Below are 26229 nucleotides of genomic sequence, written 5' to 3'. Positions count from 1 at the left end.
CTCGCGAATGCCTCGCCTGATGAGAAGGGGTTCGATGACCAGCAAGTCGCGCCGGCGGTTACGCCGACGGCTCACAGCAGCCCTGCTGCTGATGAGTGGATTGGTGATGGCCGGTGGCCTGGCGGCCACGTTGACGCCGTCACCTCAGGTCGCTGTCGCCGATGAGTCGGCGTCGGCCATGCTCCGCGTTGGTCAGCAGCTCTACGACACGTCCTGCGTGTCCTGCCACGGCGTCAACCTGCAGGGTGTCGCCGACCGTGGCCCGAGCCTGATCGGTGTCGGCGAGGCCGCCGTGTACTTCCAGGTGTCCACCGGCCGTATGCCCGCGATGCGCGGCGAGGCGCAGGCGCCGCAGAAGCCCCGTCAGTTCGACGAGGCACAGACCGACGCGCTGGGTGCCTACATCCAGGCCAACGGCGGCGGCCCCGTCGTGCCCCGTGACGAGAACGGTCACATCGCCTCGCAGTCGCTGATCGGCAACGACGTCGCCCGCGGCGGCGACCTGTTCCGGCTGAACTGCGCGTCCTGCCACAACTTCACCGGCAAGGGTGGCGCACTGTCGTCGGGCAAGTACGCCCCTGACCTCGGCAACGCCAACGAAGCGCAGATCTACACCGCCATGCTGACGGGTCCGCAGAACATGCCCAAGTTCTCCGACCGCCAGCTCTCCCCTGAGGAGAAGCGCGACATCGTCGCCTACGTGCGCGAAGCCGCGCAAACCCCCACCCCGGGCGGACTCGGACTGGGCGGCTTCGGGCCGACCTCCGAAGGCATGGTCGCGTGGATCGTCGGAATGGTGGCCATCATCGCCGCCGCACTGTGGATCGGAGCACGGGCATGAGTGACAAGCCTGACGAGAAAGGCACGGACGTCCCCGGCCACAAGGGTGAGCCGGGACAGCCGACCGACGCCGAACTCGCCAAGATGACGCAGGAAGAGCTCCTCGAACTCGGCGGCAAGCTCGACGGTGTCGAGATCGTCTACAAGGAGCCACGCTGGCCGATCCCCGGCACCAAGGCCGAGAAGCGCGCCGAGCGCACCGTCGCGTACTGGTTCCTGCTGGCCGGCTTCTCGGGTCTGGCGCTGCTGCTGATCTTCTTGTTCTGGCCCTGGGAGTACAAGCCCTACGGGTCCGGCGGCGAGTTCATGTACTCGCTGACCACGCCGCTGTACGGCCTGACCTTCGGGCTGTCGGTGCTGGCCATCGGTATCGGCGCGGTGATGTACCAGAAGAAGTTCATCCCCGAAGAGATCTCGATCCAGGATCGCCATGACGGGCGCTCCCCCGAGCTGCACCGCAAGACGATCGCCGCGAACCTCGGCGACGCGCTGGACGGCTCGACCATCAAGCGCCGCAAGATGATCGGCATCTCGCTGGGTATCGGGTTCGGCGCGTTCGGGCTCGGCACCGCGGTGGCGTTCATCGGCGGTCTGATCAAGAACCCGTGGAAGCCCGTCGTGCCGACCGCCGAAGGCATGAAGGCCGTGCTGTGGACGTCCGGATGGACCCCGCGCTTCGAGGGCGAGACCATCTACCTGGCCCGCGCGACCGGCAAGCCCGGTGACTCCCCGTTCGTCAAGATGCGCCCGGAGGACCTCGACGCCGGTGGCATGGAGACCGTCTACCCGTGGCGTGAATCCGACGGTGACGGAACGACAGTCGAGTCCCAGCACCACATCTACGACATCGTGATGGGTGTGCGGAACCCGGTGATGCTGATCCGCATCAAGCCCGGCGACATGTCCCGCGTGGTCAAGCGCCGCGGCCAGGAGAGCTTCAACTTCGGTGAGCTGTTCGCCTACACCAAGGTGTGCTCGCACCTGGGCTGCCCGTCGTCGCTGTACGAGCAGCAGACCTACCGCATCCTGTGCCCGTGCCACCAGTCGCAGTTCGACGCGCTGCACTTCGCCAAGCCGATCTTCGGTCCCGCCGCTCGTGCGCTCGCACAGCTGCCGATCACGATCGACCAGGATGGCTACTTGGTCGCCAACGGCGACTTCATCGAACCCGTCGGACCGGCATTCTGGGAGCGCAAGTCATGAGCCCACGTCTAGACGCCGCCACGATCGCGGCCAAGCAGGGTGACGCGATCGACTCGCGGTATCACCCGTCGGCCGCGGTGCGCCGGCAGCTCAACAAGGTCTTCCCGACGCATTGGTCGTTCCTGCTCGGCGAGATCGCGATGTACAGCTTCCTGGTGCTGCTCATCACGGGCGTGTACCTGACGCTGTTCTTCGACCCGTCGATGGCGCACGTCGTCTACGACGGCGTGTACCAGCCGCTGCGCGGTGTGGGCATGTCGCGGGCATACGAGACCACGCTGGACATCAGCTTCGAGGTGCGCGGCGGTCTGTTCGTGCGCCAGGTGCACCACTGGGCGGCGCTGCTGTTCGCGGCGTCGATCATGGTCCACCTTGCCCGTATCTTCTTCACCGGCGCGTTCCGCCGCCCGCGTGAGGCGAACTGGGTGATCGGCTCGCTGCTGCTGATCCTGGCGATGTTCGAGGGCTTCTTCGGCTACTCGCTGCCGGACGACCTGCTCTCGGGCACCGGTATCCGCGCCGCGCTCTCGGGCATCACGATCGGTATCCCGGTGGTCGGCACCTGGATGCACTGGGCGTTGTTCGGCGGGGACTTCCCCGGCGAGATCCTGATCCCCCGCCTGTACGCGCTGCACATCCTGCTGATCCCCGGAATCATCCTGGCGCTCATCGGTGTTCACCTCGCGCTGGTGTGGTTCCAGAAGCACACCCAGTTCCCCGGCCCCGGCCGCACCGAGACGAACGTCGTCGGCGTGCGCGTCATGCCGGTGTTCGCGGTCAAGTCCGGCGCGTTCTTCGCCGTGACGGTCGGCATCCTGGGCCTGATGGGCGGTCTGTTGCAGATCAACCCGGTGTGGACGATCGGTCCGTACAACCCGTCTCAAGTCTCGGCCGGTAGCCAGCCCGACTTCTACATGATGTGGACGGACGGCCTGATCCGCCTGTGGCCGGCGTGGGAGTTCTACCCGTTCGGTCACACCATCCCGCAGGGTGTCTGGGTCGCGCTGGCGATGGGTCTGGTCTTCACGCTGCTGATCGCCTACCCGTTCATCGAGAAGAAGCTCAGCGGCGACGACGCACACCACAACCTGTTGCAGCGTCCTCGTGACGTGCCGACGCGTACCGCGGTCGGTGCGGCGGCGATCTCGTTCTACATCCTGCTGACGTTCGCCTGCATGAACGACATCATCGCGCTGAAGTTCCACATCTCGCTGAACGCGACGACGTGGATCGGCCGCATCGGCATGGTGGTGCTGCCCGCGATCGTGTACTTCGTCGCCTACCGCTGGGCGGTGGCGCTGCAGCGCAGCGACCGCGCGGTGCTGGAGCACGGCATCGAGACGGGCATCATCAAGCGTCTGCCGCACGGCGCCTATGTCGAGCTGCACCAGCCGCTCGGCCCGGTCGACGAGCACGGTCACCCGATTCCGCTGGAGTACCAGGGTGCTGCCCTGCCCAAGCGGATGAACAAGCTGGGCTCGGCGGGTGCGCCGGGTACCGGTGGGTTCCTGTCGGCGGATCCGATCTCGGAGCACGAAGCGCTCACCGAGGCCGCTCATGCGGCCGAGCGCCGGGCGCTCACCGCGCTGCGCGAGCATCAGGACCGCACGCATGCCGGCAACGGGTCCAACGGCTCGACCAACGGTCACCACTGACCCGAGCACGAACGCGAAAGATCCGCCCCAGCCATCCGGCTGGGGCGGATCTTTTTGTGTGCCCACTCCCCTACCCCGCCACATTTATCGGCGTGTTCATCCGACGGGCAAGTCGTCGTGGACGCCGTGACCTACCGCGACTGTCTCGAATTGCCCGGTGGCGCAGTCGAAGACGACGAGACACCCCGTTCGGGCTGCGCGCGGTCCGGGATCTGGACCGCGTCACGATTCCGCGACTAGCTCCCGAGCGCAGCCCGCAGCTCGCGCAGGAAGTACACCGGGATGGCCACCATCGCGGCCGTGACGGCGCCGGCAACGCCGTAGAGCACCCAGGAGGCCGTGACGCTGTCGACGGCCATCAGGTAGGTCGCGGTCGACACCAGCACCGTGGCGACGCCCATCGCACCGGTCACCGACGCGGTGTTACGCAGCCAGACCCGGTCGACGGCCGGTGAGTCGATCACCGTCGGCGACACGGGTGACTGCAGGATCCGGGGCAGGCGCCCGCTGTTGGTGTCGGCGGGTGGTGGGGGCACACGCAGCTTCTCGGTCGGGGCATCCACCGGCCGTGCCGGGGCAGGTGCCGGGGCCTCGGTGCGCTCCGCCTGCTGCCGGGCCAGCCGCTTCTCGACAGGGGTGAGTTCGGCGTCGGGATCGCGCCGGGCGCGCAACAGCAGCGGGACCGCGGCGACGATCACCGCCGCCGAGACACCGATGATCGTGTACAGCACCCACGGCGTGCCGGAATCCCCCGCCGGGGCGGTGTGCCCGCGGCCGAGGTCGATCAGCGCGACGATCGCGGCGACACCGCCGCCGAGCGCGGCCAGCCAGGCCACCACGCAGCCACCGAGCAGCAGCCGGTCGGTGCGGTCGAGGGAGGAGACGTCGAACCCGGCGCTCGGGCGGTTCGCGGTGTCGGTGAGGTTCGTCATCGGCGTCGCAGTGGCCTAACAGCTGGTCTGGGCGGCGTTACCGGTGTTGGACGACAACACCTGTCCGTCGCTGGTGGTGATCGAACAGTTCAGCCGGCTGACCAGGAACAGGCTGGACGCCTGAACGGAGCCGACCTCGGACTGTGAGATCGGGGTGACGGTGAGCGACCACGGGATGTAGACGTTGCGCTGGGTGCGGCTGCGCCCGGACGCGTCGATGTAGGTCACCGTGATGATGTCGCCGGGGGCCTTCGTCCCGGTGACCGAGTAGGTCACCTGTCGCGGGCCCGCGGGCGTCGTGGTCGTCGGCGGAGGCGGCGGGGCCTCCGAGGTCTGCGGCGGCGGTGGCGGGGGCTCCTCGGCCGGCGGCGGAGGCGGCGGTTCCTGGGTCACCGTGACGGTCTCCGGCGGCGGAGGCGGCGGGGCCTCCGAGGTCGGCGGCGGTGGGGGCGGCGGAGGCGGAGGCGTCGTCGTCAGGATCTCGTCCTGCACGGGCGGCGCGGGCCGCGTCGTCGTCTCCGGCGTGGCGAGGTTGTCGGTGTCGGTGCGGGTCACCAGAACCGACACCGAGACCACCAGTGCGACGGCGGCGATGATCGCGACGATGCCGACCACCCACGGCCAGCGCGGCGGCGGTGCGTATTCGACGTCCGCCGCGGCGTCGTAGGTGTCGTAGTCGTACGGCACCAGATCGTTGGAGGCGTACGCGCTGACGAACTGTTCGGACTCCGGCGCCGAGTATGCGCGCGAGTAGAAGTCCGTCTGGCCGGTGTCGGGGTTGTCGGCGGCGCTTTCCGGCTCCTCACCTGGGAGACCAGAGCTGCCAGAGTCCCGCCCGGGAGGATTCGGCCCGCTCATCTACGTCTGTCCTTCTCGACTGCTTCTTCGGCGTCGGTGGTCGCCGTGGCGGCTCATGACGCCTCGGCAACACTACCCAACGGCAGCACCCGAACGGATCCCTGGACGCGGGTTACGGGGTAACTCATGCCTGATTGTGACCTTGCGGCCGGGCTCAGTGCTTCTCGGGCCCCGTGTGGTATTCGAAGACCAGTCCGGCCACCGTCGAAAGGATGAAGCACACGCCGGCGACGATCAGCCACGGCAGCCACATCGCCATGCCGACCGCGGTGATCGAGCCGGACAGCGCGATCATGACCGGCCACCAGCTGTGCGGGCTGTAGAAGCCCAGCTCGCCCGCGCCGTCAGCGATCTCGGCATCCTCGTAGTCTTCGGGCCGGGTGTCGAGCCGGCGCGCGACGAAGCGGAAGAACGTGCCGGTGATCAGGGACAGACCGGTCGTCAGCGCCAGCGCGGTGGTGCCTGCCCACTCGATGCCGCCACGGGCGAACAGATGGGTCAGCACGGCGTAGACGACCGTGCACAGCGCGAAGAACGCGGTCAGGAATTCGAACAACCTGGCTTCGATATGCATCTGCTGTCCTTACCTGCTGGCCTGCGGCAGCTCGGGCGCACCCTCACCGCGACGGGTGTCGAAAGGTTTGGTGGTGATGGCCACCGGCGACTGGTTGATCGCCTCCAGCGCCTCGGCGTTGGTCTTGCCCGACTCACGCTGGGCGAGATAGGCCTTGAAGTCGTTGGGCGAGACCACCCGTAGCTCGAAGTTCATCATCGCGTGGTAGGTGCCGCACATCTCGGTGCAACGCCCGACGAACGCTCCGCTGGTCTGCCCGTCGGGCAGGTTGATCTCGCTGATCTGGAAGACGTTGTCGGAGTTGTTCTCCTTGGGGTTCGGCAGCACGTCCCGCTTGAACAGGAACTCCGGAACCCAGAAGCCGTGGATGACATCGGCCGACGCGATCTGGAACTCGATGCGCTTGCCCGACGGAACCACCAGCACCGGGATCTCGGTGGACGAACCCAGCGTCTCGATCTTGTCGAAGTTCAGGTAGGTGCGGTCCTCGGGGTTCTTCCCCGCGATGGCGCCGACCTGCTCGATGCCATGGTCGTCCGCGCCCTCGGGGCGCGAGGTCATGGCTTCCTTGCGCTCGTTGTCGACACCGTCGTAGGACATCGTGCCGTCGGCGAACTCGACCTTCTGGTAGCCGAACTTCCAGTTCCACTGGAAGGCGGTCACGTCGATGACGACCTCGGGGTTGTCCTCCTTGTGCAGCATCTTCTCCTGCACCACCACCGTGAAGTAGAAGAGCACCGAGATGATGATGAACGGGATCACCGTCAGCGTCAGTTCCAGCGGCATGTTGTAGCCGAACTGCCGCGGCAGCTCGGTGTCGCCGGCCTTCTTGCGGTGGAACACCGTGGTCCAGAACAGCAGGACGTAGACGATCCCACCGACGACGAACGCCGCGATGACAGAACCGATCCACAGTTCACGGTTGGCATGTGCCTCCGGCGTGATGCCGTTGGGCCATCCCAGGCCGAGTACCTCCGACCAACTGCATCCGCTGAGTAGCACTGTCATCCCGCCAAGGAGCAGGGACAATGCCACCAACTTCAGGCCGCGAGCGGACACGTTGGCGCCTCCTTGAAGACATCGAGTAGTCGATTGAGACCGCGGTGCGGTCACACGGCTGCATGAATACTACGCAGCGTAGACCACGCCGTACGACAGGCGCGAAGCGACCGTCAGGATTAGGCATACTGGCGCCGTGTGCGGACTGCTTGCGCTGGTAACCGACCCGTTCTGTGAGGTCTCCCCTGCCCTGGTCGAGTCGATGTCGGGGGCAGCGGCGCAGATGCGCCACCGCGGTCCGGACGAGCCCGGGACCTGGCACGACGACCGGGTCGTGGTCGGGTTCAACCGGTTGTCGATCATCGACATCGCGCACAGCCATCAACCGTTGCAGTGGGGCCCGGCCGATGCGCCGCAGCGCTACACGCTCGTGTTCAACGGTGAGATCTACAACTATCTGGAGCTGCGGGAGGAACTCGCCGCCGAGTACGGCGCGGTGTTCCACACCGACGGTGACGGCGAGGCGATCCTGGCCGCCTACCACCACTGGGGACCCGATGCGCTGCACCGGCTGCGGGGCATGTTCGCGTTCGCGCTCTGGGACACCGTCGAGCAGGAGTTGTTCTGCGCGCGGGATCCGTTCGGCATCAAACCGCTCTACATGGCGACCAGCGCGAACGGGACGGTGGTCGGCAGCGAGAAGAAGTGTCTGCTCGACGTCGCCGAGCCGCTGGGTATCGACCTCGCGATCGACGAGCGCGCCGTCCAGCACTACACCGTGCTGCAGTACGTACCGGAGCCGGAGACGCTGCAGCGCGGGATACGCCGGCTGGAGTCGGGTAGCTACGCCCGGGTGCGGCCGGGCGCGCCGCCCGAGGTGACACGCTATTTCCGGCCCCGTTTCGCGGCGGTGCCGTTCACAGCCGGTGCCGAGCAGGCACGCTACGACGAGATCACCGCCGCGCTCGAGGACTCCGTCGCCAAGCACATGCGCGCCGACGTCACCGTGGGCGCGTTCCTGTCGGGCGGCATCGATTCGACGGCGATCGCGGCGCTGGCGATGCGCCACAACCCTCGGCTGATCACGTTCACCACCGGCTTCGAACGCGAGGGTTTCTCGGAGGTCGACGTCGCCGTCGCGTCCGCGGAGGCGATCGGTGCGCGCCACGTCGCGAAGGTGGTCGACCAGGAGGAGTTCGTCGCGGCGCTGCCCGAGATCGTCTGGTATCTCGACGAGCCGGTGGCCGACCCGGCGCTGGTGCCGCTGTACTTCATCGCCAAGGAGGCCCGCAAGCACGTCAAGGTGGTGCTCTCCGGTGAGGGTGCCGACGAGTTGTTCGGCGGCTACACCATCTACCGGGAGCCGCTGTCGCTGAAGCCGTTCGACTATCTGCCGCGCGGACTGCGCAGGTCGGTCGGCAGGATGGCCCAGCCGCTGCCGGAGGGGATGCGCGGCAAGAGCCTGCTCCATCGCGGCTCGCTGACGCTGGAGGAGCGCTACTACGGCAATGCCCGCAGCTTCTCCGACGCGCAGCTGCGCGCGGTGCTGCGGCGGTTCCGTCCGGACTGGGTGCACACCGACGTGACCGCGCCGGTGTACGCGCAATCGCAGGGCTGGGATCCGGTCGCCCGGATGCAGCACATCGACCTGTTCACCTGGCTGCGCGGGGACATCCTGGTCAAGGCCGACAAGATGACGATGGCCAACTCGCTGGAACTGCGGGTGCCGTTCCTGGACCCGGAGGTGTTCGCGGTCGCGTCACGGCTGCCGTACGACCAGAAGATCACGCGGTCGACGACGAAGTACGCACTGCGCCGCGCGTTGGAGCCGATCGTGCCCGCGCATGTGCTGAACCGTCCGAAGCTCGGTTTTCCGGTGCCGATCCGGCACTGGCTGCGCTCGGGTGCGCTCCTGGACTGGGCGCACGAGACGATCAGCTCCTCGGGAACCGGCGAGCTGATCGACCTGAACGGCGTGCGCGCGATGCTCGACGAGCACCGCGGCGGGACGAGCGATCACAGCCGCCGGTTGTGGACGGTGCTGATCTTCATGCTGTGGCACGCGATCTTCGTCGAGAAGACCGTGACCCCGGCGATCAGCGAGCCGTCCTACCCGGTGCAGCTCTAGATCGCCGCGGCGCACTCTGTCGGCGCTAAAGCGCCTCAGCGCACTCTGTCGGCGCTAAAGCGCCTCAGCGCACTCTGTCGGCGCTAAAGCGCCTCAGCGATCTCGCCGGCCGCCTCGGCCCCGTACGCGTCGGTCAGGCGCGCCACGGCCAGGTCCTTGTTCCAGGTCCATTCCTGCGGGCCGGGCGCTTCGAGCACCAGGGTCGCGACCATCGAGGCCAGCTGGGCCGACCGCTCCAGCGACAGTCCGGCGTCCCGGCCGGTCAGGAAGCCGGCCCGGAACGCGTCGCCGATACCGGTCGGGTCTTCCTTGTGCGTCTCGGGCACGACGTCGACGTGGACGAAGGTGCCGTCGCGCCCGACCAGGTCGACGCCCTTCTCGCCCAGCGTGGTGACGCGCAGCTGGATCTGGCTCATCACCTCGGCCTCGGACCAGCCGGACTTCTGCAGCAGCAGGTCCCACTCGTAGTCGTTGGTGAACAGGTAGCTCGCACCGTCGATCAGCTTGCGGATCTCCTCGCCGGACAGCCGCGCCAGCTGCTGGCTCGGGTCGGCGGCGAACGGCAGTCCGAGCGCGCGGCATTCCTCGGTGTAGAGGAACATCGCCTCGGGATCGTTGGCGCCGATGATGACCAGGTCCGGGGTACCCGTGGCCTTGACGACGTCGGCGAGCTTGATGTTGCGGGCCTCCGACATCGCGCCCGGGTAGAAGGACGCGATCTGGGCCATGTCCTCGTCGGTGGTGCAGACGAAGCGCGCGGTGTAGGCGCACTGCGAGACCAGCACGGCGTCGCAGTTCACCCCGTGCGAGGTCAGCCATTGCCGGTAGTCCTCGAAGTCCTCGCCGACGGCGCCGACCAGTGTCGGGTTACCGCCGAGCACGCCCATCGCGAACGCCATGTTGCCCGCGACGCCGCCGCGGTGCATGACGAGGTCGTCGACGAGGAAGCTCAGCGACACCTTCTGCAGGTGGTCTGCGAGCAGCTGCTCGGAGAACTTCCCCGGAAAGCGCATCAAATGGTCAGTGGCAATCGATCCGGTCACCGCGATGGTCACGCAGTCCCACCCTTCTTGTTCATGGCATGTCAGCTTGTGTCGGCAGCGTTGCGCGGAGGGCGCCGGACAGGTCAGCACCCTGTTGTCGGGGAGGGGTTGCGCTAACCTGCCTATAAGTGCCTGCCTGGTCACTGTAGATGCCGCAGGATCCGTTCGACTTTCCGGGAGCAAATCTATGACTGGTCCGTACCCGCCCCCATACGGCGCTGGACCAGCAGGACCGCAGATGTATCCGGAGCCGTATCCGCAGCAGCCCTACCCGCCGCAGCCCTATCCGGGTGCGCTGCCGCCGCCGGTCCAGTACCCCAAGCGCGGGCGCAAGACGTGGCTCATCGTCGCGGCGGTGGTGGCCGCGCTGGCGGTGGTGATCGGGGTGATCGCCACGGTGGCGGCGAGTGGAACCCGCGAGCAGACGGCGGGCGGCGCGCTGACTGAGGCTTCGGCGAAGGCGGCGATCCAGGACTACCTCGACGCGCTGACCAACGGCGACGACGAGCGGGTGGCGCGGCACACGCTGTGCGGGCTGTTCGACTCGGTCAAGGAGCGCCGCTCGGATCTGGCGCTGGCGAATCTGTCCAGCGATGCGTTCCGCAAGCAGTACGAAAGCGCCCAGGTGTCATCGATCGACAAGATGGTGCTGTCGTCGCCGACGCAGGCGCAGGTGCTGTTCACCATGCGTGTCCTGCCCGCCAGCGGTTCGTCACGCAATGCGCCTACCGAGGCCGACGAGCAGGCCGTCGCACAGCTGCTGTCGATCGACGACGAAGTTCTGGTCTGTTCCTACCTGCCGCGCACGGCCGGGCAGTACTGAGCGCCGCGGCTCGTCAGTTGAACGAGTCGCCGCAGGCGCAGGAGCCCGTCGCGTTCGGGTTGTCGATCGTGAAGCCCTGCTTCTCGATGGTGTCGACGAAGTCGATCGTCGCGCCCTGCACGTAGGGGGCGCTCATCCGGTCGACGGTCAGCTCGACACCGGCGAAGTCGACGGTGAGGTCACCGTCGAGCGTGCGGTCGTCGAAGAACAGGTTGTAGCGCAGGCCGGCGCAACCGCCCGGCTGCACGGCGATACGCAGGGCGAGGTCGTCGCGACCCTCCTGGTCGAGCAGCGCCTTCGCCTTGGCGGCCGCAGCATCCGTCAGGGTCACGCCGTGCGCAGCCTCGGTGGTCTGGCCAGCCTGCACAGCCGACTCGTCCTGAACAGTCATGGAATCTCCCGTGTGGATGTACGTGAGTGGAGCCGGGTCGCCCCCGCGATCGGGGCGGGCCCCACTGCATCAACGGTACCTGGTTCCGCCCCTATTCCTCACTTCTGCCGCTGCCGTCCCATCTGGCCGCGACCTCGGCGGCCAGTCCTTCCAGTTGGTTGGCCGCATCCTCGATCGCCTTGTGCACCGATCCGGCATGGTCGGTGACGGAATGCGCCGCCGCGATCCCGGCGCCGGCCAGCTCGGATGCGGCGAGGGTGACCTGGCCGGCGAGGACCAGGACCGGGATGCCGCGGGCCTGTGCGGCGGCGGCGAGCGCGCTGACGACCTTGCCGTGCAGGGACTGGTCGTCGAAGCGGCCCTCACCGGTGATCACCAGGTCGGCTTCGGCGACGTCGGCGGAAAGCCCGGTGTGCTCGGCGACGATCGAGGCCCCCGATTCGCGCCGCCCGCCGAGCGCGAGCAGCGCCGCGCCGATGCCGCCCGCCGCACCGGCTCCCGGTTCGTCGCTGACCCGGCGGCCCGCGGCGGCGTCGAGGTGTTCGGCCCAGCCGGTCAGTCGCTGTTCGAGGATCGTGACGGTGTAGGGGTCGGCGCCCTTCTGCGGTCCGAACACCGCCGCCGCGCCCATCGGCCCGAGCAGCGGGTGTTCGACGTCGCTGGCGGCGATCAGTTCGACGCCGGCGAGCAGCTCACGGGCCGCGCTCAGCCCGCCGAGCGCCTCCACCAGCGCGCGCCCGCCGTCGGTGCAGCCGCTGCCGCCGAGCCCGACCACGATGCGGCCGGCTCCGGCGGCGTGCGCCTCGGCGATGAGTTGCCCGACTCCCCTGCTGTGCGCCTGGAGCGCGGTGTGCACCGTCGGGGGTCCACCGAGCAGCGCCAACCCGCAGGCCTGCGCGCATTCCAGGTAGGCGGTCACCGGCGGGGCGGGGTCGAGCACCCAGCGCGCCTCGACGTCGGCGTCGAGTGGACCGCTGACCGTCGACGTGCGGATCTCCCCGAGCCGGTCGGCGAGCACGTCGACGAAGCCGGGCCCACCGTCGGACTGAGGAGCGCGCCGCACGTCGTCACCGGGCCGCGAGGCGCGCCAGCCGCGCGCGATCGCGTCGGCGGCCTGCACCGCGGTCAGGCTGTCGCCGAAGCAATCGGGGGCGATGAGCACAGTTCTGCTGGGGAGCTCGCTGGCCGTCACCCCGGCAGACTATCCGGCGCGGATTGGGTCCGCTGGGTGCGAAAGAAGTAACCTGGGGCCTGTGAAACTGCTGGGCCGCAAGAGTGACGACGCTGGAGATCCGGGCGATTCCGTTCCCGCCGAGGATGCCTCGAACGACGATGCGACCACTGGCGCGGGGGCGCCGCGTGCGGGTACCGCACCCAAGGGCAGGCCGACCCCGAAGCGCAACGAGGCGGCCCGCAGGCGCGGGCCGGTGGCCCCGGCGCCGATGACCACCGCCGAGGCCAGGAAGCGCCGCAAGGAGATGCGTGCGCAGCGTCCGAAGCTCTCGCGTGCGGAGCGCAAGGCGGAGCGCGCCGAGCGCCGCGCCGAGATGAACGAGCGCCGCGAGCGGATGATGGCCGGCGAGGACGCCTACCTGCTGCCCCGCGACCGCGGCCCGGTCCGCGCGTACGTGCGCGACATCGTGGACTCCCGGCGAAATCTGCTGGGCCTGTTCATGCCTGCGGCGCTCGCGATGATCTTCATCATGCTGGCGGTGCCGTCGGTTCAGGTGCAGGCGGCGGTGTCTCCGGCGATGCTGATCCTCGTGCTGATCATGGTGATCGACGGCTTCTTCCTGGGCCGCAAGGTGAACCGGATGGCCGATCAGAAGTTCCCGAACAACACCGAAACCGGTTGGAAGCTCGGCTTTTACGCCGCCAGCCGGGCTTCGCAGCTGCGCCGCATGCGGGCGCCGCGGCCGCGGGTCGAGCGTGGCTCCACCGTTGCGTGACACCGCAGGTGGGCTACTTTCCTGAGATTCCCGTACCCGATGCCGATGCCGCCGCCGCGGCGGCGCAGCGCCAGCTGCGGCTGACCAAGCCCGCCGGTGCGCTCGGCCGGCTCGAGGAATTGTCGATCTGGGTGTCCGCCTGCCAAGGAGTGTGCCCGCCACAGCAATTCGAGCGCGCCAGGGTCGTCGTGTTCGCCGGGGATCACGGGGTGGCCGGCGCCGGGGTGTCGGCGTATCCGCCTGAGGTGACCGCGGCGATGGTGGCCAACTTCGCCGCCGGCGGCGCCGCGGTGAACGTGCTCGCCGAGGTGGCCGGTGCCACCGTGCGCGTCGCCGACATGGCCGTCGACACCGAGGAGCCGCTGTCCCCCGCGATCGGCGCCCACAAGATCCGCCGCTCCAGCGGCAACATCGCCGTCGAGGACGCGTTGACCCCCGGCGAGGTGGTGCAGGCCATCGACGCGGGCCGCGCGATCGCCGACGAGGAGGTCGACTCCGGGGCGGACCTGCTGATCGCCGGCGATATGGGTATCGGCAACACCACGCCGGCCACGACGTTGATCGCCGCACTGACCGATTCGGAGCCGGTGGCCGTGGTCGGCCGCGGCACCGGCATCGACGACGCGGGGTGGGCCCGCAAGACCGCGGCGATTCGCGACGCGCTCTACCGCACCCGCCGCCTGTCGGCCGATCCCATTGCCCTGCTGAGGATCTGCGGCGGCGCCGACCTCGCGGCGATGACGGGTTTCTGCGCGCAGGCCGCGGTCCGCAAGACGCCGGTGCTGCTGGACGGACTGGTGGTCACCGCCGCCGCGCTGGCCGCGGACCGGTTGGCGCCGGGTGCCCGGCAGTGGTGGCGGGCCGGGCACCGCTCCACCGAACCCGCGCACACCCTGGCGCTGCAGCAGCTGGAGCTGTCGCCGATCGTCGAGCTCGACATGCGCCTCGGCGAGGGATCCGGCGCGGTGGTCGCGTTGCCGGTGCTGCGTGCCGCGGTGGCCACCCTCGCGTCGATGGCGACGTTCGAGGAAGCCGGGATCGGCGAGGCCTAGCACCCGTGTTCCGTTCGCTGGCAGGCGCTTTCGCGTTCGCGACGGTTCTTCCGGTACCTGCGCGCGCGAATGCGGTGATCGGACGCGGCGCACTGACCGCGCTACCGGTGGCCGGCGCGGCGCTCGGTGGCCTCGCCGCGGCCGTGTGCTGGTTCGGCGGGTGGGCGTTCGGGGCGCACAGCCTTCTCGCCGGGGCGCTGACGGTCGCGGTGCTGCTGCTGGTCACCCGCGGGTTGCACATCGACGGCCTGGCCGACACCACCGACGCGTTGGGTTGTTACGGGCCGCCGGAGCGTGCGCTGGCGGTGATGCGCGACGGGCGGGCCGGACCGTTCGCGGTGGCCGCGGTGGCGGTCACGGTGCTGGTGCAGTCCGTCGCGTTCAGCCAGGCGGGCGCCGCGGCGGTGGCCGTCGCGGTGCTCACCGGCCGGGTCGCGGTGGTGGCCGCCTGCCGGCGCGGGGTCCCCGCGGCGGCAGGCAGCACGCTGGGCACGCTGGTCGCGGGCACCCAGCCCCGGTGGGTGGTGGGCGCGTGGCTGGTGGCCGTCGCCGCACTGGCGGCGCTGGTGGGTGAGCGGCCGTGGCAGGGACCGCTGGCCGTGATCGTCGCCGTGGCGGTCGGCGCCGGACTGGTCGCGCACTGCGTGCGCCGATTCGGCGGGGTCACCGGCGATGTGTTCGGCGCAGCGCTGGAGGTCGCGACGACGGTGGCCGCGCTCGGGCTGGCGGTCCGTTAGGACAGCCGCGTCATCCAGCCGTGGGTGTCGGCGAAGGTGCCGCGCTGGATCCCGGTCAGGGTGTCGCGCAGCGCCATGGTGATCTCACCGGGTTCGCCGTCGGCGATGGTGAACTCGGCGATGCCGTCACTGGAGCCGAACTTCACGTGCGACACCGGGGTGATGACGGCGGCGGTGCCGCACGCGAACACCTCGGTGATCTCCCCCGCGGCGGCCTTCTTCTGCCACTCGTCGACGTCGATCTTGCGCTCCTCGACGGCGAAACCGGCGTCGGTTGCCAACTGCAGCAACGAACTCCGGGTGATGCCCGGCAGCAGTGAACCGGACAGCTCCGGCGTCACCAGCCGCGCGGTGCCGCCGCTGCCGAACACGAAGAACAGGTTCATCCCACCCATTTCCTCGATGTAGCGGCGTTCGATCGCGTCCAGCCAGACCACCTGGTCGCAGCCGTGCGAGGCCGCCTCGGCCTGCGCCAGCAGCGATGCGGCGTAGTTGCCGCCGAACTTCGCCGCGCCCGTCCCGCCCGGCGAGGCCCGCACGTATTCGTGGGACAGCCACACGCTGACCGGCTTGATGCCCCGCGGGAAGTACGCACCCGCGGGCGAGCCGATCACCAGGTAGCGGTACTCGTCGGCCGGCCGCACCCCGAGCCCGGGTTCGGTCGCGATCATGAACGGCCGCAGGTACAGCGACTCCTCGCCGCCTGCCGGCGGCACCCACTGCTCGTCGACGGCGATCAGCTGTCGCAGCGACTCGAGGAACACCTCGTCGGGCAGCTCCGGCATCGCCAGCCGGCGCGACGACGCGCGCAGTCGGGCCGCGTTGGCCTCGGGCCGGAACGACACGACCGAGCCGTCGGCCCACCGGTAGGCCTTCAGGCCCTCGAAGATCTCCTGCGCGTAGTGCAGCACGATCGCCGACGGATCCAGTTCGATCGGGCCGTACGGCACGACCTTCGCGTCGTGCCAGCCCTTGTCGGTGGTGTAGTCGATCGACACCATGTGGTCGGTGTGGAATTTGCCGAAGCCCGGGTTGGCGAGGATGCCGGCCCGTACCTCGTCGCTCGCCGGATTCGCAGCGCGATCAACGGTGAACTCGAGGCCTTCAGTCATGCAGCCGATTGTATAACCGGAGCGCCAGCGGTTTTCCCGCGCACACCCCGCAGCCGTCAGCGCGTGCGGGTGTCGACGAACGGCGGTTTGACCACGTCGCACTCGACCTGCCTACCACGCACGTCGACGGCGACGCGGTCGCCGTCGGCGATGCCGGCCGAGGTGTCGATCAGCGCCAGCGCGATGCCGACTTTCAAAGTGGGAGAGAAGGTTCCGGAGGTGGTGACACCGACCGCGGTGTCGCTGGAGAGCACGGTCAGCTCGGGGCGCAGCACTCCGCGCCCGACGGCGCGCAGGCCGCGCAGGGTCCGTCGCGGCCCGGCTTCCTTCTCGCCGAGCAGCGCGTCGCGGCCCCAGAACGTGTCCTTCTTCCATCCCACCGCCCATCCGCAGCGGGCCTGCAGCGGCGAGATGTCCAGCGACAGTTCGTGGCCGTGCAACGGATAGCCCATCTCGGTACGAAGCGTGTCGCGGGCGCCGAGCCCGGCCAGTTCGCCGCCGGCGGCCTTCACCGCGTCGACGAGCGCGTCGAACACGGTGCCCGCCTCGTCCCACGTCGGCAGCAGTTCGTAGCCGTGCTCACCGGTGTAGCCGGTGCGGCACACGCGGACGTCGACGCCGTCGAACTGAGCATCGGTGTAGCCCATGTAGTCCATGTCGGTCGGCAGCCCGAGCGCACCGAGCACGTCTGTCGACTTGGGCCCCTGCACCGCCAGGACGGCGCGGGAGCGGTGCTCGTCGGTGATGGTCAGTCCCGCCGGGGCGTGTTCTGCAAGCGCCGCGACGACGGCGGCGGTGTTGGCGGCGTTGGGCACCAGGAAGATCTCGTCGTCGGAGACGTAGTAGGCGATCAGGTCGTCAATCACCCCGCCCGACTCGGTGCAGCACAGCGTGTACTGCGCCTTGCCGGGTCCGATGCGGCGCAGGTCGTTGGTGAACGCGGAGTTGACGTACTCGGCTGCACCGGGGCCCTTCACCAGCGCTTTTCCGAGGTGGCTGACGTCGAAGAGTCCGACGGTGGTGCGGGTCGCGGTGTGCTCGGCGACCGTGCCGGCATAGGACACCGGCATCAGCCACCCCCCGAACTCGGCGAAGCTCGCGCCGAGCTCGCGGTGACGGTTCTCCAGAGGGCCGGCCAGCAGGTTGTCGCTCACGGCGAACCACACTAGTGGCCCAGTAGGGTGAATGTCCGTGAGCACTTCAGCCGGTTACCAATCCCCTGTCGTCGCCGTCGCCAGCGCGCTGCCCAAGCGCAAGGTCGCCTCGTCGGTCCTGATCGTGCCGGTGGTGAGTTCCGGAGACGACGGCGGACGCGCCACCGTGGTGGACAACCCGTTCCTCGACGCCGAGGCGGTCGGTGAGATCGAGGTCGCCCTCGAAGCATTGGGCGCCAAGGGCGGTGGTGAGCAGGTGACCCGCATCGTGGTGCCGGCGCTGCCGGTCGGCAGCGTGCTGGCCGTCGGGCTGGGCAAGGCCCGCGACGAGTGGCCGGCCGAGACGATCCGGCGCGCGGCCGGGGTCGCGGCGCGGTCGATCAACGGTGTCGAGAACGTCTTCACCACGCTGTCGGCGATCGATCTGGAGGCGACCATCGAGGGCCTGCTGCTCGGCGCCTACCGGTTCACCGAGTTCCGCAGCGACAAGACCGCCCCCAAGGACACCGGAATCCGCAAGGTCACCGCGCTGACCCTCGATACGAAGGCGGCGACCAAGGATTCGGCGGCGCACGCCGAGGCGGTTGCCGTCGCCGTCGCGACCGCCCGGGATTTCGTCAACACCCCGCCGAGCCACCTGTTCCCGGACGAATTCGCCAAGCGGGCAAAGGCTTTGGGCGAAGCCGCCGGGCTGTCGGTGCAGGTGCTCGACGAGAAGGCGCTCGCCAAGGCGGGCTTCGGCGGGATCGTCGGCGTCGGCAAGGGCTCGTCGCGCCCACCCCGGCTGGTCCGGTTGGAGCACCGCGGGGGCGGCCGCAAGGCCAAGAAGGTCGCGCTGGTCGGCAAGGGCATCACCTTCGACACCGGCGGCATCTCGATCAAGCCGGCCGCGAACATGCACCACATGACCTCCGACATGGGCGGGGCGGCCGCGGTCATCGCGACCGTGCTGCTCGCCGCGCGCCGCAACCTGCCGATCGACGTCGTGGCCTACGTGCCGATGGCCGAGAACATGCCGTCGGCGACCGCGCAGCGCCCCGGCGACGTGCTGACCCAGTACGGCGGCACCACGGTGGAGGTGCTCAACACCGACGCCGAGGGCCGGCTGATCCTGGCCGACGCCATCGTGCGGGCGTGCGAGGACGAACCTGACTACCTGATCGAGACGTCGACGCTGACCGGTGCCCAGACCGTCGCACTCGGTGCGCGCACCCCGGGCGTGATGGGCAGCGACGAGTTCCGCGACCGGGTCGCCGAGATCTCGCAGTCGGTCGGCGAGAACGCGTGGGCGATGCCGTTGCCCGAGGAATTGAAGGACGACCTGAAGTCGACGGTCGCCGACCTGGCCAACGTCAGCGGGTCCCGCTATGCGGGCATGCTGGTCGCGGGCACCTACCTGCGGGAGTTCGTCGCCGACGGGGTCGAATGGGCGCATATCGACGTCGCGGCGCCGGCGTACAACTCGGGCGGGCCGTGGGGTTACACGCCAAAGGGCGGCACCGGGGTGCCGACGCGGACGATGTTCGCGGTGCTGGAGGACATCTCCGTGAACGGCTGATCACATGATGTTGCCGCCGCGGGCGGCGCTGCGCATCGCCTGCGGGAAGGCGTGCGAGATGCCGTACACGAGGTAGGCCTCGGTGGTCACCGGCCGCACCGGCTTGTTGCTCTTCACCGCGGCGACGATCGCGTCGGCGACCGCCTCCGGCCCGACCCGGCGCACCGCGAAACCGCGCCGTGCGCGGCCGCGGATCGTCTCGACGTCGTAGCTGCGCGCCTCGGGCAGCGAGAACCGGGTGGTCTCGACGATGTTGGTGCCGATCACCCCGGGGCAGATCGTGGTCAGGTTGATGCCGTGCGAATCCAGTTCTGCGCGAAGACAATCCGAGAACATGAACACCGCGGCCTTGGACGTGCAGTACGCGTTCATCACGTTGACCGGCGTGTAGGACGCCATCGACGCGACGTTGACGATGTGCCCGCCGGTGCCGCGGTCCGCGAGGCGCCTGCCGAACGACCGGCACCCGTTGACCACGCCGCCGAAGTTGATGTCGATCACCCGGTCGAATTCCTCGGCGGGGGTGTCGAGGAAGAACCCCGCATGGCCCACGCCCGCGTTGTTGACGACGATGTCGGGCACGCCGTGCTCGGCGCAGACCTGCTCGGCGAAGGAGTCGACGGCCGCGGCGTCGGCGACGTCGACGGTGTAGGTGTACGCCTGCGCGCCCGCGTCCGACACCAGCCGGGCGGTTTCCTCCAGTCCGGCGGCGTCGACGTCGGACAGGACCACATCGGCGCCGTCGCGGGCGAACGCGAGCGCGGTGGCGCGGCCGATCCCGCTACCCGCGCCGGTGATCGCGACGAGCGTGTCGCCGAACGTCTTTCGGGATCTGCCCACCTCGGCGCGCCTCAGTTCCCGCGCGGCCGGGGCGCCGCCGAGGTGCTCGACGAGCTGGGTCAGCGCCCGGGCCAGCACCGCCGGATGCGATGTCGGGAGATCGCGGCCCGCCTTGACGTCACGCCGCCACACCCGCGTCGCCGACGCGGCCACCTCGTCGTAGACCTGAGGACTCACGTACGGGTCCGCGGTCGCGACGATCAGCTGCACGGGGACGTCGACCGGACGGGATGTCCCCGCGCCGCGCAGGTTGATGCGTGCGGTCTTGTCGGTGACCGTGCGGGGTGCGGTGACGGCCAGCCGGGCGAGCTGGCCCAGGCCGCCGGCGAAGCGGCGCGGACGCAGCGGCTGTGTCAGCGCGCTGCGCAGGTAACCGGCGACGTGCTCGGGGCTGGGCCCGGCGACCGAGGTCAGCGATGCGATGCGCGCCCCCGCACCGGGCCGGGTCAGGTACTGCCAGACCCCGGCCGAACCCCAGCCGTGGGCGAGGACGTGGACCGGTGCACCGTCGGTGACGCTGTCGAGGACGGCGGCGAAGTCGTCGGCGTAGCGGCTGCCGCGCTCGCTGTCGTACCGCACGATGTGGAACCGGTCGGCGAGCAGCGGCACCACCGCGTCCCACACCCGGGAGGTGTCAGGCTGTCCCTGCACCAGGACGACGGTCGGGCCGGCCGGGTCGCCTTCTTCGAAGATCCGCTGCGTGCTCACGAGCGGACACTACCCAAGCGGTCAGCGGTCGAGTTCCTCACGGGCGGCGCGCTTACGTTCGATACGCCTGCGGGCGTCGAAGTCTCGCATCCGCTGCGGATAGCCGACCTTCTGCACGTCGTAGACCGGGATCTGCAGCCGTTCCGACAGCCGGCGCGCACCGGACTCGCCGCCGGCTCGGCGTCGGGTCCATTCGCCGTCGGCGGCGACGAGCACGACGGTCAGGTCCGTGACCGTGGTCTTGGGTTCGACGAACGCCTCGACTCCGTGATGGTCGGCGACCCACTGGGCCAGATAACGAAGATCGGCCTCGGGGTCGCGGGCCGTCGTGCCGCCTCGGGATCGCCGGCCGCGGAGCCTGTCGAACAGTCCCACCTGGGCTTGCTCCTTCCGGGGACCCCCGTGCCGTACCGACATTTCGATAGTGCCAGAGGACGTGCGAGAGGACCGGGACAGGACCGGGACAGGACTCAGTACGCGCGTCCGCGGGGAAACGTCTCAGCCGACGTGACAGGATGGGACACGACACATCAGATCCTCGACTGACCGTGCAAGGGAGCCACGAGACTATGGCAATCTCCGTCCAGATGCCCGCACTCGGCGAGAGCGTGACCGAGGGGACAGTCACCCGCTGGCTGAAGCAAGAGGGAGACACCGTCGAGGAGGACGAGCCGCTGCTGGAAGTGTCGACCGACAAGGTCGACACGGAGATCCCGTCACCCGCCTCGGGCGTGCTGAAGAAGATCGTCGCCCAGGAGGACGACACCGTCGAGGTCGGTGGGGAGCTCGCCGTGATCGGCGACGCCGACGACAGCGACGGCGGTGACGACGAGCCCGAGGCCGACGAGCCCGAAGCCGAGTCCGACGAGCCCGAGGCCGAAGAGTCCGAGGACGAGCCGGAACCCGAGGACCAGTCTGAACCCGAGCCGGAGCCGAAGAAGTCCTCCGGCGGATCGGGATCGTCCGGTTCGGCGACACCGGTGCTGATGCCGGAGCTCGGTGAGTCGGTCACCGAGGGCACCGTCACCCGTTGGTTGAAGAAGGTCGGCGACAGCGTCGAGGTCGATGAGCCGCTCGTCGAGGTCTCCACCGACAAGGTCGATACGGAGATTCCGTCCCCGGTCGCCGGCACGCTGGTGTCCATCACCGCCGAGGAGGACGACACCGTCGAGGTCGGCGGCGAGCTCGCCAAGATCGGTGACGCCGACGCCGCAGAGGCTGAGCCCGAGCCCGAGCCGGAGCCCGAACCCGAACCGGAGCCGGAACCCGAGCCCGAGCCCGAGCCGAAGCAGACCAAGCCGACGACCCGTCCGTCGGAGGAGTCCGAATCCAAGCCCGAGCCCAAGCGGGAATCGAAGCCGGAACCCAAGCAGGCGGAGCCCTCGGGGTCCTCGGGGTCCTCGGGCGACAGCCCGTACGTCACTCCCCTGGTGCGCAAGCTGGCCGCGGAGAACAACGTCGATCTGGCGTCGGTCAAGGGCACCGGTGTCGGCGGCCGGATCCGCAAGCAGGACGTGCTGGCCGCCGCCGAGGCCGCCAAGGCGCCCAAGGACACCCCGAAGGCCGAACCCGCCGCCGAGGCTCCGGCCAAGGCCGCCCCGGCCCCGGCCCCGGAGGGTGCGCTGGCGCATCTGCGCGGAACGACGCAGAAGGCCAACCGGATCCGCCAGATCACGGCGAAGAAGACCCGCGAGTCACTGCAGACCACCGCGCAGCTGACCCAGGTGCACGAGGTCGACATGACCAAGATCGTGGCCCTGCGCGCCAAGGCGAAGGCGCAGTTCGCCGAGCGCGAAGGCGTCAACCTGACCTACTTGCCGTTCATCGCCAGGGCGGTCATCGACGCGCTCAAGCTGCACCCGAACGTCAACGCCAGCTACAACGAAGAGTCCAAGGAGATCACCTACTACGACGCCGAGCACCTCGGCATCGCGGTCGACACCGAGCAGGGCCTGCTGTCGCCGGTGATCCACAACGCCGGTGACCTGTCGCTGGGCGGGCTGGCCCGGGCGATCAACGACATCGCCGCGCGTGCCCGGTCGGGCAACCTCAAGCCCGACGAGCTCTCCGGCGGCACGTTCACGATCACCAACATCGGCAGCCAGGGCGCGCTGTTCGACACCCCGATCCTGGTGCCGCCGCAGGCGGCGATGCTGGGTACCGGCGCGATCGTGAAGCGGCCGCGGGTGATCGTCGACGAGTTCGGCAACGAGTCGATCGGTGTGCGGTCCGTGTCCTACCTGCCGCTGACCTACGACCACCGCCTCATCGACGGCGCCGACGCCGGCCGGTTCGTCACCACGATCAAGCGGCGTCTCGAAGAAGGGGCGTTCGAGGCCGACCTGGGGCTGTAGACCGCAGTGTCGATGCCGTCGGATTCGGTCGTCGCGATCGCCGGATCATCCGGGCTGATCGGCACCGCGCTGGTGTACGCGCTGCGCGCCACCGACCGCCGGGTGATCCGGATCGTGCGGCGGGCGCCGTCGAACGCCGACGAGGTGTTCTGGAATCCGGACACCGGCGAGTTCGACGCGGCCGCGCTGCACGGGGTGGACGCCGTGGTGAACCTGTGCGGCGTCAACGTCGGGCAGAAGCGGTGGTCGGGCGCGTTCAAGCAGAGCCTGCGCGACAGCCGCATCGGCCCGACCGAGGTGCTGGCCAACGCGGTCGTCGAGGCCGGGGTGCCGGTGCTGGTCAACGCCAGCGCGGTCGGCTTCTACGGTGACACCGGGTCCACCCCCGTCGACGAGACCGCCGGGCCGGGACACAACTTCCTGGCGAGGCTGGCCATCGACTGGGAGGCCGCGACGACGGCGGCCTCCGACGCCGGGGTGCGGGTGGTGTTGGCGCGTACAGGTCTGGTGATGGCGCCGTCGGGCGGGATGTTGAGCCGGCTGCGCCCGCTGTTCTCGCTGGGCCTGGGCGCTCGGCTCGGCAACGGGCGCCAGTACCTGTCGTGGATCAGCCTGGAGGATCAGGTGCGCGCGCTGCTGTTCGCGATCGCCCGCGACGACCTGTCGGGCCCGGTCAACGTGACCGGGCCGGCGCCGGTCACGAACGCCGAATTCACCGCGGCGCTGGGTCGTTCGCTGAACCGGCCGACGCCGCTGGTGGTTCCCGGGTTCGCGCTGCGCACCATCCTGGGCGAGTTCGCCGACGAGGGTGTGCTGGGCGGACAGCGGGCGATCCCGGCGGCGCTGGAGCGGTCCGGTTTCCAGTTCCACCACCACACGATCGGCGAGGCGCTGGCGTTCGCCACCGCGGCCCACGGTGAGTAGCGTCGAGGTCATGGCGTCATCCATCCGGTCGGATTCCGCGCCGGTGCAGGTGCGGCACCTCGGCATGCTGGATTACCAGGCGGCGTGGGATCTGCAGCGCGAGACCGCCGACCGCCGTGTCGCCGGTGGCCCGGACACCCTGTTGCTGCTCGAGCATCCGCCGGTGTACACCGCGGGCCGGCGGACCCTGCCCGAAGAACGCCCCGTGGACGGCACCCCCGTCGTCGACACCGACCGCGGCGGCAAGATCACCTGGCACGGCCCGGGCCAGCTGGTCGGCTATCCGATCGTCGGCCTCGCCGAACCGCTCGACGTGGTGAATTTCGTTCGGCGCCTGGAAGAGTCGTTGATCACGGTGTGTGCGTCGTTCGGCGTCGAGACCGGTCGGGTCGAGGGCCGCTCCGGGGTGTGGGTCGCCGCAGACGGCCTTCGCCCGGCGCGCAAGATCGCCGCGATCGGCATCCGGGTGGCGCGCGCGACGACGTTGCACGGTTTCGCGCTCAACTGTGACTGCGATCTGGGAGCGTTCGGATCGATCGTGCCGTGCGGAATCCGTGACGCCGGGGTGACGTCGCTGACCGCGGAACTCGGCCGCCGGGTCGGGGTGGCCGACGTCGTCGACCGGGTCGCCGGGGCCGTTCTGGATGCGCTGGACGGCCGCATCGCGGTGGGTGTCGAACCGTCGGCGAGCGTAGGATCAGCACAGTGACGATCGCCCCTGACGGCCGCAAGTTGCTGCGTCTCGAAGTCCGTAATGCCGAGACGCCCATCGAGCGCAAACCCCCGTGGATCAAGACGCGGGCGAAGATGGGGCCGGAGTACAAAGAGCTCAAGGGCCTGGTGCGGCGTGAAGGTCTGCACACCGTCTGCGAGGAAGCCGGCTGCCCGAACATCTTCGAGTGCTGGGAAGACCGCGAGGCGACGTTCCTGATCGGCGGCGAGCAGTGCACCCGGCGCTGCGACTTCTGCCAGATCGACACCGGTAAGCCCGCCGACCTGGATCGCGACGAGCCGCGCCGGGTCGCCGAGAGCGTGCAGGCGATGGGGCTGCGCTATTCGACGGTGACGGGCGTGGCCCGCGACGACCTGCCCGACGGCGGTGCGTGGCTGTACGCCGAGACCGTCCGCCAGATCAAGGCGTTGAACCCCAACACCGGCGTCGAGCTGCTGATCCCGGACTTCAACGCCGACCCGCAACAGCTCGAGACGGTCTTCGAGACCCGGCCGGAAGTGTTGGCGCACAACGTCGAGACGGTGCCCCGCATCTTCAAGCGGATCCGTCCGGCGTTCCGCTACGAGCGCAGCCTGTCGGTGCTGACCAAGGCCCGCGAGTACGGTCTGGTGACCAAGAGCAACCTGATCCTCGGCATGGGCGAGACGCCGGAGGAGGTTCGCACCGCGCTGCACGACCTGCACGACGCGGGCTGCGACATCGTCACGATCACCCAGTACCTGCGCCCGTCGGCGCGCCATCACCCGGTGGAACGCTGGGTGCACCCCGACGAGTTCGTCGAGCACGAGCGCTACGCCACCGAGATCGGGTTCTCGGGTGTTCTCGCTGGTCCGCTGGTCCGCTCGTCGTATCGAGCGGGCAAACTGTATGCCCAGACGGTGGCCAAGCGGTCGGCCGTATCCTTGTCCAATGGCGAAATCGCGTAAACCGGCGCAAGACAAGGAAGCCAAAGCCGCGGCCAAAGCGGCCCGCAAGGCGGCTTCCAAGCAGCGCCGCAGTCAGCTGTGGCAGGCGTTCCAGATCCAGCGCAAAGAGGACAAACGCCTTCTGCCGTACATGATCGGTGCATTCGTGCTGATCGTGGCGCTGTCGGTGGTCGGTGGCGTGCTCGCGGGCGGTTTCACCGGGTACCTGTTCATCCCGTTCGGTGTGCTGCTGGGCGCGCTGGTCGCGTTCATCATCTTCGGCCGCCGCGCGCAGAAGTCGGTGTATAAGAAGGCCGAGGGTCAGACCGGTGCGGCCGCGTGGGCGCTGGACAACCTGCGCGGTAAGTGGCGGGTGACCCCCGGCGTCGCGGCGACCGGACACTTCGACGCCGTGCACCGTGTGATCGGCCGCCCCGGTGTGATCTTCGTCGCCGAGGGTGCGGCCAACCGCGTCAAGCCGCTTCTGGCGCAGGAGAAGAAGCGCACCGCCCGGCTCATCGGAGACACCCCGATCTACGACATCGTCATCGGCAACGGTGAGGGCGAGGTCCCGCTGGCCAAACTGGAGCGGCACCTGAACAAGCTGCCCGCCAACATCACCGTCAAGCAGATGGACGCCATCGAGTCGAAGCTGGTCGCGCTGGGCTCCAAGGTGGGCCCGGCGGCGATGCCGAAGGGACCGCTGCCCGCGCAGGCCAAGATGCGGGGCGTGCAGCGCACCGTGCGGCGTCGCTGA

The 26229-nt window shown here is 69.3% G+C and carries 25 protein-coding genes; 14 read left to right on the top strand and 11 right to left on the bottom strand.

Going from position 1 to position 26229, the window contains the following annotated elements; all coding sequences use genetic code 11:
- Positions 1 to 34: 34 nt before the first annotated feature.
- Genes qcrC through qcrB form a run of 3 tightly spaced genes read left to right on the top strand, consistent with a single transcriptional unit; the run spans position 35 to position 3698 of the window.
- The gene (qcrC, locus tag NTM_RS17760) at positions 35 to 841 is read left to right on the top strand and encodes a cytochrome bc1 complex diheme cytochrome c subunit (RefSeq protein ID WP_179963954.1); all 807 of its coding nucleotides are present in this window, start codon (positions 35 to 37) and stop codon (positions 839 to 841) included.
- Positions 838 to 2043: a cytochrome bc1 complex Rieske iron-sulfur subunit gene (gene qcrA, locus NTM_RS17755; protein ID WP_083146028.1), complete on the top strand. Its 1206-nt coding sequence runs from the start codon at positions 838 to 840 to the stop codon at positions 2041 to 2043. The genes qcrC and qcrA overlap by 4 nt, the downstream gene beginning before the upstream one ends.
- Positions 2040 to 3698 (top strand): cytochrome bc1 complex cytochrome b subunit, encoded by a 1659-nt coding sequence (qcrB, locus tag NTM_RS17750; RefSeq protein ID WP_104865281.1) that lies wholly within the window; start codon positions 2040 to 2042, stop codon positions 3696 to 3698. The genes qcrA and qcrB overlap by 4 nt, the downstream gene beginning before the upstream one ends.
- Before the next feature lie 236 nt (positions 3699 to 3934).
- On the opposite strand, the gene NTM_RS17745 is transcribed toward qcrB, so the two are convergent.
- The 4 genes from NTM_RS17745 to ctaC all read right to left on the bottom strand — a co-directional run bounded on the left by NTM_RS17745 (position 3935) and on the right by ctaC (position 7121).
- Positions 3935 to 4630, bottom strand: a complete 696-nt coding sequence (locus NTM_RS17745; protein ID WP_104865282.1) for a DUF2561 family protein — start codon at positions 4628 to 4630, stop codon at positions 3935 to 3937.
- Between the two features lie 15 nt (positions 4631 to 4645).
- Positions 4646 to 5488 (bottom strand): MmpS family transport accessory protein, encoded by an 843-nt coding sequence (locus NTM_RS17740; RefSeq protein ID WP_104865283.1) that lies wholly within the window; start codon positions 5486 to 5488, stop codon positions 4646 to 4648.
- 154 nt (positions 5489 to 5642) lie between these two features.
- Positions 5643 to 6062 (bottom strand): cytochrome c oxidase subunit 4, encoded by a 420-nt coding sequence (locus NTM_RS17735; RefSeq protein ID WP_104865284.1) that lies wholly within the window; start codon positions 6060 to 6062, stop codon positions 5643 to 5645.
- Between the two features lie 9 nt (positions 6063 to 6071).
- Positions 6072 to 7121, bottom strand: a complete 1050-nt coding sequence (ctaC, locus tag NTM_RS17730; protein ID WP_104865285.1) for an aa3-type cytochrome oxidase subunit II — start codon at positions 7119 to 7121, stop codon at positions 6072 to 6074.
- Between the two features lie 136 nt (positions 7122 to 7257).
- On the opposite strand from ctaC, the gene asnB reads away from it, so the two are divergent.
- Positions 7258 to 9189 carry an asparagine synthase (glutamine-hydrolyzing) gene (asnB, locus tag NTM_RS17725; protein ID WP_163767008.1) on the top strand — a complete coding sequence of 644 codons (1932 nt, stop codon included), beginning with the start codon at positions 7258 to 7260 and terminating at the stop codon, positions 9187 to 9189.
- A gap of 83 nt (positions 9190 to 9272) precedes the next feature.
- On the opposite strand, the gene NTM_RS17720 is transcribed toward asnB, so the two are convergent.
- A complete protein-coding gene (locus NTM_RS17720; RefSeq protein WP_104865287.1) occupies positions 9273 to 10244 on the bottom strand; it encodes a carbohydrate kinase family protein in 972 nt (323 codons plus the stop codon).
- Between the two features lie 175 nt (positions 10245 to 10419).
- On the opposite strand from NTM_RS17720, the gene NTM_RS17715 reads away from it, so the two are divergent.
- A complete protein-coding gene (locus tag NTM_RS17715; RefSeq protein ID WP_163767007.1) occupies positions 10420 to 11055 on the top strand; it encodes an Rv0361 family membrane protein in 636 nt (211 codons plus the stop codon).
- Between the two features lie 13 nt (positions 11056 to 11068).
- On the opposite strand, the gene NTM_RS17710 is transcribed toward NTM_RS17715, so the two are convergent.
- Positions 11069 to 11446 (bottom strand): HesB/IscA family protein, encoded by a 378-nt coding sequence (locus tag NTM_RS17710; protein ID WP_104865289.1) that lies wholly within the window; start codon positions 11444 to 11446, stop codon positions 11069 to 11071.
- Between the two features lie 91 nt (positions 11447 to 11537).
- A complete protein-coding gene (locus tag NTM_RS17705; RefSeq protein ID WP_170311982.1) occupies positions 11538 to 12638 on the bottom strand; it encodes a glycerate kinase family protein in 1101 nt (366 codons plus the stop codon).
- Positions 12639 to 12699: 61 nt separating this feature from the next.
- On the opposite strand from NTM_RS17705, the gene NTM_RS17700 reads away from it, so the two are divergent.
- Genes NTM_RS17700 through NTM_RS17690 form a run of 3 tightly spaced genes read left to right on the top strand, consistent with a single transcriptional unit; the run spans position 12700 to position 15184 of the window.
- Positions 12700 to 13395, top strand: coding sequence for a DUF3043 domain-containing protein (locus NTM_RS17700; RefSeq protein WP_104865291.1), 696 nt, complete (start codon positions 12700 to 12702; stop codon positions 13393 to 13395).
- A complete protein-coding gene (gene cobT / locus NTM_RS17695) occupies positions 13392 to 14447 on the top strand; it encodes a nicotinate-nucleotide--dimethylbenzimidazole phosphoribosyltransferase (RefSeq protein ID WP_232079747.1) in 1056 nt (351 codons plus the stop codon). Before NTM_RS17700 ends, cobT begins: the two co-directional genes overlap by 4 nt.
- 5 nt (positions 14448 to 14452) lie before the next feature.
- A complete protein-coding gene (locus NTM_RS17690; protein ID WP_104865292.1) occupies positions 14453 to 15184 on the top strand; it encodes an adenosylcobinamide-GDP ribazoletransferase in 732 nt (243 codons plus the stop codon).
- Here the strand turns inward: NTM_RS17690 and NTM_RS17685 are convergent.
- Complete coding sequence (locus tag NTM_RS17685; protein WP_163767006.1) at positions 15181 to 16296, bottom strand: branched-chain amino acid aminotransferase; 1116 nt, start codon at positions 16294 to 16296, stop codon at positions 15181 to 15183. The two genes, NTM_RS17690 and NTM_RS17685, sit on opposite strands and share 4 nt — an antisense overlap.
- Positions 16297 to 16352: 56 nt before the next feature.
- Positions 16353 to 17450 (bottom strand): glycine cleavage system aminomethyltransferase GcvT, encoded by a 1098-nt coding sequence (gcvT, locus tag NTM_RS17680; RefSeq protein WP_179963953.1) that lies wholly within the window; start codon positions 17448 to 17450, stop codon positions 16353 to 16355.
- Positions 17451 to 17487: 37 nt separating this feature from the next.
- Between gcvT and NTM_RS17675 the strand changes: the two genes are divergently transcribed.
- Positions 17488 to 19008, top strand: a complete 1521-nt coding sequence (locus tag NTM_RS17675; protein ID WP_435405100.1) for a leucyl aminopeptidase — start codon at positions 17488 to 17490, stop codon at positions 19006 to 19008.
- Here NTM_RS17675 and NTM_RS17670 read toward each other — a convergent pair whose 3' ends face one another.
- Entirely contained in the window at positions 19009 to 20556 is a 1548-nt protein-coding gene (locus tag NTM_RS17670; protein ID WP_163767003.1) for an SDR family oxidoreductase, read from the bottom strand.
- A 21-nt stretch (positions 20557 to 20577) separates the two neighbouring features.
- On the bottom strand, positions 20578 to 20931 hold the full coding sequence (locus NTM_RS17665; protein WP_104865295.1) for an oxidoreductase: 354 nt from the start codon (positions 20929 to 20931) through the stop codon (positions 20578 to 20580).
- A 194-nt stretch (positions 20932 to 21125) separates the two neighbouring features.
- Here NTM_RS17665 and sucB point away from each other — a divergent pair, with 194 nt between their 5' ends.
- From sucB to NTM_RS17640, 5 genes are read left to right on the top strand one after another with little or no spacing between them, the layout of a single operon-like run.
- Complete coding sequence (sucB, locus tag NTM_RS17660) at positions 21126 to 22910, top strand: 2-oxoglutarate dehydrogenase, E2 component, dihydrolipoamide succinyltransferase (protein ID WP_163767002.1); 1785 nt, start codon at positions 21126 to 21128, stop codon at positions 22908 to 22910.
- 12 nt (positions 22911 to 22922) lie between these two features.
- Positions 22923 to 23834 carry a TIGR01777 family oxidoreductase gene (locus NTM_RS17655; protein WP_104865350.1) on the top strand — a complete coding sequence of 304 codons (912 nt, stop codon included), beginning with the start codon at positions 22923 to 22925 and terminating at the stop codon, positions 23832 to 23834.
- Between the two features lie 10 nt (positions 23835 to 23844).
- Entirely contained in the window at positions 23845 to 24543 is a 699-nt protein-coding gene (gene lipB / locus NTM_RS17650; protein ID WP_163767001.1) for a lipoyl(octanoyl) transferase LipB, read from the top strand.
- Positions 24540 to 25493 carry a lipoyl synthase gene (lipA, locus tag NTM_RS17645; protein WP_104865298.1) on the top strand — a complete coding sequence of 318 codons (954 nt, stop codon included), beginning with the start codon at positions 24540 to 24542 and terminating at the stop codon, positions 25491 to 25493. The genes lipB and lipA overlap by 4 nt, the downstream gene beginning before the upstream one ends.
- Positions 25477 to 26229, top strand: coding sequence for a DUF4191 domain-containing protein (locus NTM_RS17640; RefSeq protein ID WP_163767000.1), 753 nt, complete (start codon positions 25477 to 25479; stop codon positions 26227 to 26229). Before lipA ends, NTM_RS17640 begins: the two co-directional genes overlap by 17 nt.

It is taken from the genome of Mycolicibacterium parafortuitum (genome assembly GCF_010725485.1).
In the GTDB taxonomy this organism is placed as follows: Bacteria; Actinomycetota; Actinomycetes; order Mycobacteriales; family Mycobacteriaceae; genus Mycobacterium.
The sequence above is the reverse complement of the archived record's forward strand: the minus strand, read 5'-3'. Positions and strand labels throughout refer to the sequence as shown.